This is a genomic window from Sporosarcina saromensis, from assembly GCF_054901285.1.
In genome coordinates, this window is record NZ_CM142738.1 from 1,798,088 (window position 1) to 1,812,406 (window position 14,319).

Here is a 14,319-nt window from a genome sequence, read left to right on the forward strand (position 1 = left end):
AAAAATGCCTGAAGGATCACTCCAATCAGGCATTTTTCTCTGTTCACTCAATTTGTCCACCTTGTAATCTTGTAGCTATGCTGAAATAACCTGTGTTTGTTTCCGTCGCGATAAGACGAGAGTCGTTACGACAAGTAGAAGTATTGCCAAGAGTAGTGTATAGGCACTTCCTGTCAAACCAGCAACAATGAACCCAACAAGCGCAATAGAGGCATTCAACAATGCATAAGGGAATTGCGTTTTCACATGATCCAGATGATCCGCGCCTGCTCCAGTTGAAGAAAGAATGGTCGTATCAGAGATTGGTGAGCAATGATCTCCAAAAATTCCTCCGGATAAAACTGCACCGATACAGACGAGTATATGCGCGTCCAACGAAATCGCCATCGGAATTGCAATCGGCAACATAATTGCAAATGTACCCCAAGACGTACCAGAAGCAAGCGCCATAACTGCACCGACAATGAAGAGAATGGCCGGGATAATAAATGCAGGTACATTCCCTTTCATGATTTCCACAATGAAAGCAGCAGTCCCCATCTCACCAATGACTTTACCAAGTGACCACGCAAGAACAAGTGTCGTCGCCACATACACCATCTTTTGCATGCCGCCTGTATAAATATCAAAGATCTCATTGAATTTCTTCACTTTATACACAATCATTAAAACAACAATTGTAATCGCCGCAAACAAGTAAGCCGTACTTAACGCCACACGGAATTCGCTTCCTGGAACAGGCGTTACCGGAAAACCTTTCGACACGAGCAATCCAAACAACGTTGCAAATAAAACGAGAAGCGGAAGCCATATGAGAATTGTACGGCTTCCCGTCGTATAGTCCTTCATTTCTTCGGCTTTTCGCAACGGTTTGGACTCTGGCCAATACAACTGGCCAGTTTGACGTACACGTTTTTCCGCTTTAGCCATCGGACCAAAATCCAATTTCGTAATGGCAATTAACGGCACAAGCAAAACTGTTAAAATCGCATAAAATTGAAAAGGGATAACTTGGATAAGTGTACTGAATTCTGAATCAGCAATATTCAACTTATCAAACTCCGCGCGAATTAATCCCATAATATAGACGCCCCACCCGATAAACGGTATTAGAACAGCTACTGGTGAGGCTGTGGAATCAATAATCCAAGCAAGTTTCTCCCTCGAAATTTTCACCTTATCAAAGATTTTTTCAAATACAGGTCCAACAATAAGCGGCGTACCTAAGTCAGAGAAGAATATGAGTATGCCACCGAACCAAGCTGCTAATTGCGCATTTGCTCGTGTTTTAATAAATTTCATGGATGCTGCAGCAAGGGCCGCTCCGCCCCCAGATTTCTCCATCAAAGCAACAAAGCCTCCGATGAAGAACAGCAATACAAGTACCGCTGCATTATAACTATCCGTCAGTTGGGGAAATAAGTATTCTCCAATGACGCCAGTCGTAGCTGACAGCGGATTCCCGCCAACAAGAATAAGCACACCGGCAAACACGCCGGAAAATAACGAAATCAGTACATTTTTCGTAACGATCGCTAAAATGACCGCAATAATTGGGGGAATTAACGATAACAGTCCCATATGTTCCATACAGTCCATTCCTTTCTAAGGTGATTTATTGCATAACTATACAATAATATCATTTTATATACAATATAAAAAAGAGAATTCGAATTTACATGCGTTGTTGAATTATCAATAATGCATAATGTTTAACACTATATTGTGAATTTTTCCTTGAGTTAAAAAGAAACTATACATAAATAATAGTACGCGTTTCTATTGTCAAGATGGCTATCATATTAAAAAGATTCAGTCCTATGTATGTTCCCTACTATTCATAACAAATGTAGAAATATTTCGTATTCTTATCAAAGTCCTGTCCAAGATGTAGATAGCTATAAGGGATGTAACTAAAGTATTTGTGGTTGAACTCTTCTTCTATTTCAGAAATATTCCAATAGCTTTTTTATGTTATTCTTGTTCATGTAATAGCTCAATTTACAAATCGGCTTTAAAGGATAGATTTAACTACTTCAATATAAATTGCTTTTTTAGATATTAGTTGCCGAGCAAAGAAACGAGCAAACTACATAATAAAAAAACTTTTATCATGAGCTATAAAACTTTTTTATTGGTTGTTTAAATTTTTTCAATTTCCTTTATCCGAATGACTCTTGTACGATTTGTTTACAGAGTATTCGCTCCTCGCATGTGAAAGCGATTACAACAGAGAAGGGCAGGAGAGCGATCTATGATGAGTAAGGAAGCATTGTTTACAAGAGTGAAGGATTTGGAACAAGAGTTGGTAGAGTTAAGTACATTCTTGCATGCAAATCCTGAATTGGGCAATGAAGAGTTTCAGGCAGTAAAGAGGATTACACACATTTTAGAAAGTAACGGATTTGTAGTTGAACGTAGTTTGGCTGGTTTGGATACTGCATTCCGCGCAAGCTATACGGTTGGTTCAGGGGGACCTGTGATCGGGCTGTTATGTGAGTATGATGCGCTAAAGGATTTAGGGCATGGTTGTGGGCATAATTTACAGTCTCCATCTGTAGTAGGTGCGGCGATTGCTTTGTCGCGTTTGGAAGATTTACCGCCTTGTACGATTGAAGTAATTGGAACACCAGCTGAAGAAACGACAAGTGGAAAGATTCCTATGGCGCAGCAAGGGTGCTTCGATCACTTAGACATCGCGCTCATGATGCATGGGGGTGACAGGACGACAGTGGATGGCCGCTCACTTGCCGTTGATAACTTCGAATTCGTGTTTGAAGGCAAGGCTTCTCATGCTGCGGTTGCTCCAGAAAAAGGCGTTAGTGCTTTAGATGGCGTCTTAATGACTTTTAATGGGATGGAGTATTTGAGGGAACATGTTCGTTCAGACGTTCGAATCCACGGGATCATAACAGACGGAGGAATCGCAGCCAATATTGTACCAGAAAGAGCTGCGGCGATGTTTTCCATACGAGCGATTAACCGTCCTTACTTGGATACAGTTGTCGAACGTGCATTAAATGTCGCAAGAGGAGCCGCTTTAGCTACCGGTACAAAAGTGCATATCCATCCTAAAAAATCGTTAGAAAGTAAGTTAAACGTGCAAGCGCTCAATGATGTTCTTTTGGAGAATGCAAAGTTAGTTGGAGCGAAAAACGTTACACCTCCACGTGAGAAAACGGGTTCTACAGATTTTAGTATTGTCACACACCGCGTGCCAGGTGCGTGCATTAGAGTTGCATTTGTTCCACAAGGCACACCGAATCATACAAAAGAGTGGGTAGAGGCTTCTAATAGCAAGGAAGGTAACGAGGCTATTATTACTGCAGCAAAGACATTGGGTGCTACGTGTATAGATGTACTTTCGTCTGCAACGTTATTAGATGCGATTAAAATGCAATTTAAGGAAGAAAAAGAGCTACAAGAAAACTTGGTTTTACAATAAAGGGGGAAAAATAATGAATAAGAAGTTTTTGTGTTTAATGTTGGCAACATTACTCGTCATGTTATCTGCATGTACGACGACAAGTAAGCCATCTAATGAAAGTGGTGGATCAGCAACAGGGGAGAAAGGAAGCAGTACGTTAACAATTTCATTAGGTTCTGATATGCTCACTTGGGACATACATAACCATACAACGACTGCTACGGAAGCTATTCATGTGAACGTTTTTGACTACTTGTTAATGAGAGACACGAAAGGTGACATCCAACCACACCTTGCAAAAGAATGGGAAATGGTGGACGACACAACGTATGAATTAAAATTAAATGAAGGTGTCAAGTTCCATAATGGTGACGAGCTCACAGCTGAAGATGTGAAATTCACATTGGAACGAGTGGCAAATGATGAGAAACTAAAAAGTCATGGTGACTTTAATACGATTAAAGAAGTGAAAGTGTTAGATCCTTATACGTTCCAAATCATTACAAAAGAGCCAGATCCGATGTTGATAAGCCGTATATCAAGGCAAGCGTCAGGAATCCTTCCAAAAGCGTATATCGAAGAAAAAGGAATGGATGAATTCTTGAATTCACCAATTGGCTCAGGCCCTTATAAGTTTAAAGAGTGGAAAAAGGATAACCAAGTTACATTAGTGAAGAACGACGATTATTTCGGCAAAAAAGGCGAGTGGGATCAAGTCGTATTTCGTGCAATTCCGGAAGATTCGACCCGTGTAGCTGAGCTATTGACGGACAGTGTAAATATTATTGCAAACGTTCCACCAAGTGATTGGAAACGTATCAATGAATCGGATAATAGTGAGATTGTAAACGGACCTTCTAATCGGACGTACATGTTATTCCTGCGAACACAAGAAGGTTGGCCAACAACAGACGTGAAAGTACGTCAAGCAATTGATTATGCAATCGATGACAAAGCACTCGTTGACAGTTTACTAGATGGGGGAGGAACTCCAACATTGACAAGGGTCAATCCTGGAAATGTTGGTTTTGAGGAAAGTCTCTTCGATCAATACAATTATGATGTCGATAAAGCAAAACAATTATTGGAAGAGGCGGGGTATAAGAATGGCTTGACGATTGAGCTAGCTGGTCCTACTGGAAGATACATTAAAGATCGTGAAGTGATGCAATTGATTGCAGGGATGCTAGAAGAAGTGGGCATTCATACAGAAATGAATTTGCTCAAATGGGGGAGCTTTGCTGAGCTCCGAGACCAGGAGAAACACAAAGATGGCTATTTAATTGCTCTTGGATCATCTTTCTTCGATGCAGGACAAGCATTGGATTACTACGGAACTGAACGTTCTGCTTCTATAAACGGCTATAGCAACAAGGAAATTGATGAGTTGTTACAGGAAGCGAATACATCGTTAGATCCATCTGTGAGAACGACAAAATACCAAGAAGTTCAAAAGATTGCTAGTGTGGAAATGCCGATCATTCCTTTATTCCAAATTGACCAGTTCTTTGGCGTAACGGATGGCATTGAATACACTCCACGTTTAGACGAATTGATTTACATTCCAGACGTTCATAAAAAATAAGGAAATGAAGGAAACGGCAGCGGACTGTTAAGCAACAGACCCTGCCGCCCTTCTTTCAAGGAGGATCAATATGTGGAGATACTTTCTTAGTAGATTTTTGCAAATACCAATCGTGCTTTTTATCATTTCTCTAATGATCTTCGTACTTGTTTATGTAGCAGGAGATCCGGTGGCGATGATGTTACCTGCAGAAGCAACACAGCAAGAAGTGCAGCAATTACGAGCCGCCTTAGGATTTGATCAACCTTTTTACATACAGTTTTGGACGTACATGGTGGATTTAGTGCAAGGCGATTTTGGTGAATCGTATAAATACGGCATATCTGCTCTAGGCCTTGTTTTGGAAAGACTGCCTGCGACATTGGAATTAGCTACGGCATCTATGATTATGGCTATTATTATAGCGGTGCCTCTAGGGATTATTTCGGCTATTAGACCAAATGGAATAATTGACTTATTTACAACGGGGTTGTCGGTTCTTGGGAAAGCGATTCCAAACTTTTGGTTAGGGATCATGTTAATTTTAGTCTTTGCGGTTAATTTAAAGATCATGCCTGTTTCTGGAACAGGGAGTTGGAAACATCTTATTTTACCTGCAATTACACTCGGTACAGCTGTATCAGCTGAAATTACTAGACTCGTCCGCTCCAATATGTTGGAAATCCTTCAGCAAGATTACATTCGAACAGCAAGGAGTAAAGGGCAGAAGAAAAGCGTTATTATTTTCCGTCATGCATTCCGAAATTCATTAGTCCCAGTCCTTACAATTACAATCCTACAAATGGCAAGTTTAGTAGGAGGCTCTTTGATAACGGAAATGATCTTTGCGTGGCCGGGAATCGGTCAATTGATCATCCAAGCGGTTTACGATAAGGACTTACCAATTATTCAAGCGGCTGTTTTTGTAACCGCAGTTCTTATTCTATTTATGAATCTGTTGACGGATGTTCTCTATCGTTTCTTAGATCCGCGCATCAAATATAGCTAAGAAAGGATTTGACAATATGAAATCAACGAGTCAAGTTGAACTTGCTTCTCCTCCTATAGATAAGAATGATAGGAGTATAAAATCGAAAAACAAATTTACAATCTTTTTTACAAAACTTTTAAGAAGTAAGACAGGAACAGTTGGACTAATAATTGTTCTAGCGTTATGTATGATGGCGATCTTTGCTCCATGGATTGCACCGTTCAATCCTGGGAAAATTGATACAACAAAAATGTTAGTCCCTCCATTTTGGGCGGAGGGCGGAAGTATGACTCATATTTTAGGTACTGACAATTTAGGGCGCGATATTTTGAGTCGCATTATTTACGGATCGCGTATTTCTTTAATTGTTGGAATATTATCTGTTTTGGTTGCGGGAGCAATAGGGGTTGTGTTTGGACTGATTTCGGGATATTACGGTGGACTGGTTGATAACGTAATTATGCGACTCGTGGATGCGTTTTTATCTGTTCCAACGATTCTCTTCTGTCTTGTATTTTTGACAGTACTGGATCCTGGTATCCCTACCTTAATCATTGTTATTGGTGTGACGAGCTGGGTCCTGTATGCGAGGATGATCCGAAGCGAAACGTTAAGCTTGCGAGAACGAGAGTATGTAAAGGCTGCAAGAACGATGGGGGTGTCCGATTTTCAAATTATGAAACGGCATATCCTTCCAAATGTCACATCTTCAATAATTGTCATCTCAACACTGAGTGTAGCGGGCACGATTATAACTGAATCTTCCCTTAGCTTTTTAGGGTTAGGAATTCAGCCACCTACTGTTTCGTGGGGAATTATGTTAAGTGAAGGAAAAGAATATGTGGCCACTAGCTGGTGGTTAGCAACGTTCCCAGGATTAGCTATTACACTGACTGTGTTAGGCATCATCTTCTTAGGAGAATGGTTGCGTGATTTGCTTGACCCGCGTTCACAAGGTACTAATTCGTAAAGAGAGGAGGCTTCTGTATGTCGACTTTGTTAGAAGTGAAAGATTTAAAGACTTATTTTTATACGACGAATGGCATCGTTCCATCTGTTGATGGTGTCTCATTCGCTCTAGAAGCTGGGCAAACGACTGCATTAGTAGGAGAGTCTGGGTGCGGGAAAAGTGTTACCTCTTTTTCAATAATGCAGCTAGTGAGCGCTCCAGGGAAAATCGTTGGTGGAGAAATCCTTTTTAAAGGCAAGGACTTAACCAGTTTAAGTGATCGGGAAATGCGTAAAATTAGAGGCAATGAAATTTCTATGATTTTTCAGGAGCCTCTTACATCTTTAAACCCAATCTTAAAGATTGGCGCTCAATTAGATGAAATTCTACTATTGCATCAAACGATAAGTAAAAAAGAAGCAAAGGTAAAAAGCATTGAGATGTTGAAAAAAGTAGGGATTCCACGTGCTGAACAAGTGTATGACATGCATCCCCATGAGTTAAGTGGAGGGATGCGACAACGTGTCATGATTGCTATGGCATTATCGTGTAACCCAAGTTTACTCATTGCGGATGAACCAACTACAGCATTGGACGTTACGATTCAAGCTCAAATTTTGCGGTTAATGAAAAACTTGAAGAACGAAATTGAGACATCCATCTTATTAATTACCCATGACTTAGGGGTTGTTGCGGAACTAGCTGACAAAGTCATTGTGATGTACGCGGGACAGGTTGTTGAAGAGGCGGATGTCATCTCTTTATATGCGGATCCTAAACACCCCTATACAATGGGGTTAATCCAAAGTACACCTAAAATTGACGCAGAAGTAGATACATTAAATTCAATTCAAGGGAATGTTCCGACGCCTAGCAATAAACCGTCTGGTTGTTACTTTCATCCGAGATGTCCGTTCGCAATGGAAAGATGTAAAAGTCAAATGCCCCAGTTGGAAACGAACGAACAGAACGGAAATAAAGTACGATGCTGGCTTCATGCAGAACAGAAGGAAGGGTGAGGAGTAATGGGTAATCTTACATCTGTTCAAACGGAAGAAATTCTTGTCGTAAAGAACTTGAAAAAACACTTTCTTGTAAATCAACAGCTCTTTAAAAAGGAAAAGGAATATTTAAAAGCAGTTGATGGTGTCGATTTGACGGTATACAAAGGAGAAACACTTGGGATCGTTGGAGAGTCAGGGTGTGGAAAGTCTACATTAGGGAATGTAATCATGGGATTATTGCAGCCAACTAAAGGTGAAATTTACTTTAATGGTGTCGATATATCGAAAATGAAAGAACGGGATTTGAAAAAATATCGCGTAGACTACCAAATGATTTTTCAAGACCCCTTCTCTTCATTAAACCCAAGAATGCGCGTTTTTGACTTAATCGCTGAGCCGTTAATTACACACCGTAAGTTCTCTAAAAAGGAATTAGAAGAGGAAGTTCATCGTTTGATGATAGATGTCGGTCTCGATCCTCTTATACTCATCGGTACCCACATGAGTTCAGTGGCGGGCAAAGGCAGCGTATAGGGATTGCACGCGCGCTTTCGTTAAAACCGAAGCTTATTATATGTGATGAGCCGGTTTCAGCATTAGACGTATCTATTCAAGCACAAATACTGAACTTGCTCGATGAACTCCAAAAGAAATATGATTTAACGTTCATCTTCATCTCTCATGGTTTGCCGGCTCTTCGTCACATCAGTGATCGGATCGGCGTCATGTATCTAGGGAACTTAGTCGAACTAGCAACAAAAGATGCACTTTTTAAAAAGCCAATGCATCCGTATACAAATGGATTACTAGCATCACTACCAATTTCTGACCCGCGATTGCGAAGAGCAGAAAAAGATGAGGTGCTATTGGAAGGGGATATGCCAAGCCCTGTACATCCCCCTAGTGGTTGTAAATTCCACACTCGTTGTCCATTTGCACAAGAAACATGTAAATTGGTCGTTCCCGAATTTGAAGAGAAAGAAGAAGGACACTTTGTTGCGTGCCATTTTCCGTTACATCAGGAATGAAATTCGTTTTGTTGCGCTTGGATGAAGTTGATAAATTGGGTCACTGTTAAAAGTTCCATATTCGATTTCCGATAGATGAGCCATGTTTTACGGTTTAAAGGCTTCCCTTTATCATTGATAAGATCATGTGTGTAAAATGAATCTTTGTCCGTCAAACATGATTTTGGAATAATTGAGTAGCCTAGGTTTTTGTTAACCATTTCTTTACACGTCTCTACTTTATCGAGTTCCATTCGTACTAATGGAGGGGCTGAAAAACGGTCTTGCCACCAATTTTCAATCATTTGCGCAAGAGGATTCGTTGCTTTTTCTCCAGGCCCCTTCTTTTTATTAGGCTGATAGGAAATAAGCGGGAGGAAAGGGATTTCCTCTAGATTGATTGGGGTTTTAGAGATGATGGTTAATGGATCTTCGGCTAGCAGAATTTTTTCGTCGAACCAATTGTAATTGCCAGTGATTATACCAATTTGAATTTCATTTTTGTTTAGCAACTGAATAATTTCTGAACTCCATCCGGTCGTTACATTCACCTGGATGGAGTGATAATTGTCTACAAATTGCTTAATGAGAGTGGGTAACTTATATAGGGCAAAGTTACTTGAGACGCCAATCCGAATTGTACCGGTAGCGTCTTTTTTTAATGTCTTTAAGTTTTCTTCTAATTTGTTTAAATCCAGAAGCATTTTTTTACAAAAGTCTACTAAATACTCACCTTCTGGAGTGAAAAATAACTTATTCCCTTCTCTTGTGTATAGTCTAATTTGATATTCTTCTTCTAGCTTTTGAAGACGATACGTTATAGCCGGTTGAGAGGTAAATAACTTTTCGGCGGCTTTCGTAAGGTTTTTTTCTTCGTAAACTGAAATAAGCATTAAGCAATCTTGCTTTTGCATCATACCCCTCCTTATTGTAAATGTATGTTAAAAATTTGTATTACGAGCATTCTTTTTGGTCATCTATTTGTAAAGATAGGGAAATAGCGGAATATACTAGCTTCTTATCTTGTTCAATACATCAGTTGTGGCGAAGAAGATAAATGAATGTCCTAATTATACTGTAATTTGTCGGTCAAACTATGTCAAAGAATGCTTGTGAGAAATTATTGGTTTTACAAAATATAGAAAATTTGACGCTACAGAAGTAATAGGAAAAGTCTTGTAAGTGAACAACTAACCTATGTTTGCTTTAGCTTCAAATAACTTAAAAGTGATAAACTACCATAAAATAAGGAGTGGTTATTGTGAAGAACGCACTTAGGAATGAGCGGGACGTATCTGCAGTCATTGTTGGCGCTTCACTTTCAGGTCTTATGACGGGTATTGCACTTGCACAAGAAGGTATACATATAACGATTATAGACAAGGTAAGGGAGATTCGGCATGGGGGATCAGGACTACGCGTAAACGGCGAGACCTTTGGTGAATCAAAGACTAAAAGGTTGCTTAAACAACTCGTTTCACGTGGGAAGAGCTCTGTTCAGCTTTGGTCTACGATTGAGTCCCGTTTACGTACTCAAGCTAAAAAAGAATCCCGAATTAACTTGCTCTATGATACGCGTGTATTATCGGTAGGACAAGATGAAGACACTGCTTGGGTAGTGACAGAATCGGGAGAGGAGATTTGCGGTGACCAATTAATAGGCGTGGATGGGCACAATAGCCGCGTGCGAAAGCATGTGGCTCCTCATAAGCCGAATGCTGTATACGCAGGTTATATAGGCTGGATTGCTTCCATGAGTGAGGATTACTTGCCAGACAACCTTCGTATTCGTCATTACGATGAGGGGCCAGCTGTCGAGATGTTTGATCATGACGATTGCTTTAAATTCGGTTCAATTATTGAAAGAGAAGAGGGCTCTGAAGTCGGGAGCAGAAGAATTGGCTGTACATGGTATGACAATAAACGAAGTGAGTTGCTGCGTCATCTGGATTGTGTTGAGGGAATGGTTGTCCGTCATTCATTGAATGGGCAGGATATACCAACATCTACGTTAGCGGAGCTGGCGCATCAGGCTCCAATTGGCCAGAACCATGGCGTTCTACAGCCCTTCATGCCATTGAAACACGCACACTCATAGGCATTCCCATCAAATAATATGTCCCGGATAATTTAGTGAGGGGAGGCATTGCACTCGTCGGTGATGCAGCACATGTACCAGTACCTATTCCAGCTAGTGGGTTCAATGAATCCCTCTAAGATGCGGTAACTTTAGTAAGATGTGCCTCAAAAGGCATACAAGGACAATTGGCAATCCAAGCTTTTACAAAATATGAATCTCTCCGTTTGAACATCGTCCCTCAAATGGTCCAATCCGGACAATTTTATAGCCAGTCGTTTGGTCGTCCGTAAAGAAGACTAGAAATAGCAACTTAAACTTACATATGTGATTGATCTGCATGAAGCGGAAGGTGAAGTTTTGGGAGTAGCAGTCATCATAACTTTGTGAGTATGTAGGAATTCACATAAAAAAGAGTGAAAGAAGGTTGTTAGCTTCTTAGCACTCTTTTCGTTTATTAAGCAAATGAAATGCTAGACGTTTTGAAATTGATTGGATTTTACTCCTCACTCCAACTCTTTATCCAACAAAGGAAGGATTAAAGCTCTTACCTCATCAGTTGATTTAGTATTCATCAACTCATTCCGTAATTCGCCCGCACCTCTAAATCCACGGATATAAATTTTGAAGAAACGGAGAAGCGGTTTGAACGAACGAGGTTCAGCTTCTGTTGAATACTGATCGTGCAAATCCAATTGCAAAAGCAATAAATTCAAATACTCTTTCACACTATGTTCTTTAGGTTCCTTTTCGAAGGCAAATGGATTTGTAAATACACCGCGACCAATCATGACGCCATCTACACCATATTGTTCCACTAATTTCATACCTGTTGCACGATCAGGAATATCTCCATTTATCGTTAACAACGTGTTTGGCGCAATCTCATCCCGTAATTTTTTGATTTCAGGAATCAGTTCCCAATGTGCATCGACTTTACTCATTTCTTTTTTAGTGCGGAGGTGAATGGAAAGGTTCGCAATATCTTGCTTCAACACATGTCCTAACCATTCGCGCCATTCATCGACTTCAACATAGCCTAAACGTGTTTTTACACTAACTGGCAATCCGCCTGCTTTCGCTGCTTGGATAAGCTCTGCAGCCACATCGGGTCTTCTAATCAACCCTGATCCTTTTCCTTTGGCAGCGACATTCGGTACAGGGCATCCCATGTTCAAGTCGATTCCGCGAAAACCAAGTTTCTTCATATCGATGCTCATTTGTTTAAAATACTCCGGTTTATCGCCCCAAATATGTGCCACGATCGGTTGCTCGTCTTTCGTAAACGTCAATCGTCCACGCACACTATCTCTACCATTTGGGTGACAATAGCTTTCCGTATTTGTAAACTCCGTAAAAAATACATCAGGTCGGCCTGCTTCTGCAATGACATGACGGAATACAACATCTGTAACATCTTCCATTGGTGCTAATATAAAAAACGGCTTCGGTAAATCGAGCCAGAAATTATCTTCATTACTCATTTCATATCCTCCTGAAGCAATCAATAAAACCAACTTTATTCATTGCGAATTCCTAATCCATTTTAGAGTTTATCATTTTTTGTAAAGGATGCACAGAGACAACTAAATCATTCCCATGAACTTTAACCTTGTTAGTAACAGAAAAACTGCCGAATTATGTAAACATCTACAAAATCTCTGTTCGTTATCAAGTTAAAACGCTGATTTCACATAAAACCGTTTCAAAAACTTCTCAAACGCGGCAAACATCTCTCAAACACCGCATAAACTCCTCAAACGCGGCAAACATCACTCAAATACCGCATAAACTCCTAAAACGCGGCAAACATCACTCAAACGCCGCATAAACTTCTCAAACGCCGCAAACATCACTCAAACGCCGCATAAACTCCTAAAACGCAGCAAACATTTCTCAAACGTCGCATAAACTTCTCAAACGCGGCAAACATCACTCAAACGCCGCATAAACTCCTCAAACACCGCAAACATCTCACAAACGCCGCATAAACTCCTCAAACGCCGCATACTCCTACAAAACAATCCACTCATCAAACAACCCCGTTAGCATGTCAAACCAATTAGGCGCGACGTGAGACATTTAGATACAAGCCATTTCTCGCGCTCGAAAATCTAGAAGTCGCTTAGGTTTTGTGTAAAAGCTCTTATTTTCTACAATTCTTCCATTATGCCAATGAAAAACTTCATATTTCCATAGACTCCAACAAACCCTTCACAAACCGACTGAAAACGGTATTTGGCAAGTAGCTTTCATGCTAATACAATGATTATTGCTGTCAACAGGGCATAAGGTCGTCATTCATCCTTACCTTCGCAGCACAAAACTATTTATGTAATTAATTCCATTTTATAGTTCTTTATATACATTTTACAAAATAGATGACACGCAACTTTAATCTTGACAAGGTGAATCGTTGAGGGTTTAATGGAATAGGATTAATGACCTGGATGAATAAGGAGGTATCTACGATGTACGAGTATACCGTGAAACGAATTGCTTTACTTCATGGTCGTGAGGGGATGTCCTTAGCTGAAGACTATGAGCAACACATTGCCGCGTATGCAAAACAAGGATGGCGGTTTGTACAACTTGTCGTTTTTTCTGAATTGGCACCTAACGAACGTCGCATCGATCTCCTATTTGAAAGGAAAATAGAATAGGAAAGGAGTGACTCTCATGAATACAGTTGCATTGCGTTTGTTGAAAATTGTTACGCTATTGCTTGCCGGCCTTTTCGGTTTCTTTGTATTTGCTGGGAATTTGTTGGACTATAACTCAAATTATCAATTCGTTCAACATGTTTTATCGATGGACACTACGTTTGAAGGGAATTCATTAATGTGGAGAGCAATTGAAAGCTCTACAGCGCACACAATTGCTTATTGGGCATTAATTATTGCAGAAGGAACGTTTAGTTTCTTAGCATTCATCGGTGTGTACAAAATGTTGAAAAATTTACGTGGGACAGGACGCCAATTTAACAAAGCGAAGTCATTTGGTTTTTATGCATTCATTTTAGGATTCGCGATTTGGTTCTTTGGTTTTATTGTCATCGGTAGCGAATGGTTTGCAATGTGGCAGTCGCAAATTTGGAACGGAAAAGAAACAGCGATGGATATTACATCTGTTTGGATCGGTTTCGCAATATTATTAGCATTAAAAGATGAAGATTTAGAGGCCTAATATTTTTATTTATTTTTATATTCCTTAAACGAAGCTTTACAAGAGATCGATTCTTGTAAAGTTTTTTTATTGGAAGTCACTACTTTGTTAATAGCTATACATTGCATGAATTTG

11 protein-coding genes and 1 pseudogene are annotated in these 14,319 nt (G+C 40.1%); 9 read left to right on the plus strand and 3 right to left on the minus strand.

Annotated features, from left to right (window positions below; translation table 11 throughout):
* Nucleotides 1-75 precede the first annotated feature (75 nt).
* Nucleotides 76-1,590, minus strand: coding sequence for a Na+/H+ antiporter NhaC family protein (locus tag ACVHUV_RS08905; protein ID WP_462086793.1), 1,515 nt, complete (start codon nucleotides 1,588-1,590; stop codon nucleotides 76-78).
* 664 nt (nucleotides 1,591-2,254) lie between these two features.
* Here ACVHUV_RS08905 and ACVHUV_RS08910 point away from each other — a divergent pair.
* The 6 genes and pseudogenes from ACVHUV_RS08910 to ACVHUV_RS08935 all read left to right on the plus strand — a co-directional run bounded on the left by ACVHUV_RS08910 (nucleotide 2,255) and on the right by ACVHUV_RS08935 (nucleotide 8,963).
* A complete protein-coding gene (locus ACVHUV_RS08910) occupies nucleotides 2,255-3,445 on the plus strand; it encodes a M20 family metallopeptidase (RefSeq protein ID WP_462086794.1) in 1,191 nt (396 codons plus the stop codon).
* Between the two features lie 13 nt (nucleotides 3,446-3,458).
* Entirely contained in the window at nucleotides 3,459-5,012 is a 1,554-nt protein-coding gene (locus ACVHUV_RS08915) for an ABC transporter substrate-binding protein (protein WP_462086795.1), read from the plus strand.
* A gap of 70 nt (nucleotides 5,013-5,082) precedes the next feature.
* Complete coding sequence (locus ACVHUV_RS08920) at nucleotides 5,083-6,000, plus strand: ABC transporter permease (RefSeq protein ID WP_317943865.1); 918 nt, start codon at nucleotides 5,083-5,085, stop codon at nucleotides 5,998-6,000.
* A gap of 16 nt (nucleotides 6,001-6,016) precedes the next feature.
* The gene (locus ACVHUV_RS08925) at nucleotides 6,017-6,952 is read left to right on the plus strand and encodes an ABC transporter permease (protein ID WP_462086796.1); all 936 of its coding nucleotides are present in this window, start codon (nucleotides 6,017-6,019) and stop codon (nucleotides 6,950-6,952) included.
* Nucleotides 6,953-6,969: 17 nt separating this feature from the next.
* Entirely contained in the window at nucleotides 6,970-7,950 is a 981-nt protein-coding gene (locus ACVHUV_RS08930) for an ABC transporter ATP-binding protein (RefSeq protein ID WP_462086797.1), read from the plus strand.
* Nucleotides 7,951-7,956: 6 nt separating this feature from the next.
* Nucleotides 7,957-8,963, plus strand: a pseudogene (locus tag ACVHUV_RS08935) (ABC transporter ATP-binding protein).
* Here the strand turns inward: ACVHUV_RS08935 and ACVHUV_RS08940 are convergent.
* Nucleotides 8,954-9,856 (minus strand): LysR family transcriptional regulator, encoded by a 903-nt coding sequence (locus ACVHUV_RS08940; protein ID WP_462086798.1) that lies wholly within the window; start codon nucleotides 9,854-9,856, stop codon nucleotides 8,954-8,956. The pseudogene ACVHUV_RS08935 and the gene ACVHUV_RS08940 sit on opposite strands and share 10 nt — an antisense overlap.
* 347 nt (nucleotides 9,857-10,203) lie before the next feature.
* Between ACVHUV_RS08940 and ACVHUV_RS08945 the strand changes: the two genes are divergently transcribed.
* Nucleotides 10,204-11,040: an FAD-dependent oxidoreductase gene (locus ACVHUV_RS08945; RefSeq protein ID WP_462086799.1), complete on the plus strand. Its 837-nt coding sequence runs from the start codon at nucleotides 10,204-10,206 to the stop codon at nucleotides 11,038-11,040.
* Nucleotides 11,041-11,525: 485 nt separating this feature from the next.
* Here ACVHUV_RS08945 and ACVHUV_RS08950 read toward each other — a convergent pair whose 3' ends face one another.
* Nucleotides 11,526-12,503, minus strand: a complete 978-nt coding sequence (locus tag ACVHUV_RS08950; RefSeq protein WP_462086800.1) for a tRNA dihydrouridine synthase — start codon at nucleotides 12,501-12,503, stop codon at nucleotides 11,526-11,528.
* Nucleotides 12,504-13,490: 987 nt separating this feature from the next.
* Here ACVHUV_RS08950 and ACVHUV_RS08955 point away from each other — a divergent pair.
* Nucleotides 13,491-13,682, plus strand: a complete 192-nt coding sequence (locus tag ACVHUV_RS08955) for a DUF4177 domain-containing protein (RefSeq protein WP_462086801.1) — start codon at nucleotides 13,491-13,493, stop codon at nucleotides 13,680-13,682.
* A gap of 16 nt (nucleotides 13,683-13,698) precedes the next feature.
* The gene (locus ACVHUV_RS08960; protein WP_317943881.1) at nucleotides 13,699-14,205 is read left to right on the plus strand and encodes a DUF2165 family protein; all 507 of its coding nucleotides are present in this window, start codon (nucleotides 13,699-13,701) and stop codon (nucleotides 14,203-14,205) included.
* Nucleotides 14,206-14,319 lie beyond the last annotated feature (114 nt).

Coding starts and splice junctions, on each gene's coding strand:
- ACVHUV_RS08955 (WP_462086801.1), top strand. CDS start 13,491: ATGTACGAGTATACCGTGAAACGAATTGCTTTACTTCATGGTCGTGAG.
- ACVHUV_RS08925 (WP_462086796.1), top strand. CDS start 6,017: ATGAAATCAACGAGTCAAGTTGAACTTGCTTCTCCTCCTATAGATAAG.
- ACVHUV_RS08960 (WP_317943881.1), top strand. CDS start 13,699: ATGAATACAGTTGCATTGCGTTTGTTGAAAATTGTTACGCTATTGCTT.
- ACVHUV_RS08920 (WP_317943865.1), top strand. CDS start 5,083: ATGTGGAGATACTTTCTTAGTAGATTTTTGCAAATACCAATCGTGCTT.
- ACVHUV_RS08940 (WP_462086798.1), bottom strand. CDS start 9,856: ATGCAAAAGCAAGATTGCTTAATGCTTATTTCAGTTTACGAAGAAAAA.
- ACVHUV_RS08910 (WP_462086794.1), top strand. CDS start 2,255: ATGATGAGTAAGGAAGCATTGTTTACAAGAGTGAAGGATTTGGAACAA.
- ACVHUV_RS08930 (WP_462086797.1), top strand. CDS start 6,970: ATGTCGACTTTGTTAGAAGTGAAAGATTTAAAGACTTATTTTTATACG.
- ACVHUV_RS08905 (WP_462086793.1), bottom strand. CDS start 1,590: ATGGAACATATGGGACTGTTATCGTTAATTCCCCCAATTATTGCGGTC.
- ACVHUV_RS08950 (WP_462086800.1), bottom strand. CDS start 12,503: ATGAGTAATGAAGATAATTTCTGGCTCGATTTACCGAAGCCGTTTTTT.
- ACVHUV_RS08915 (WP_462086795.1), top strand. CDS start 3,459: ATGAATAAGAAGTTTTTGTGTTTAATGTTGGCAACATTACTCGTCATG.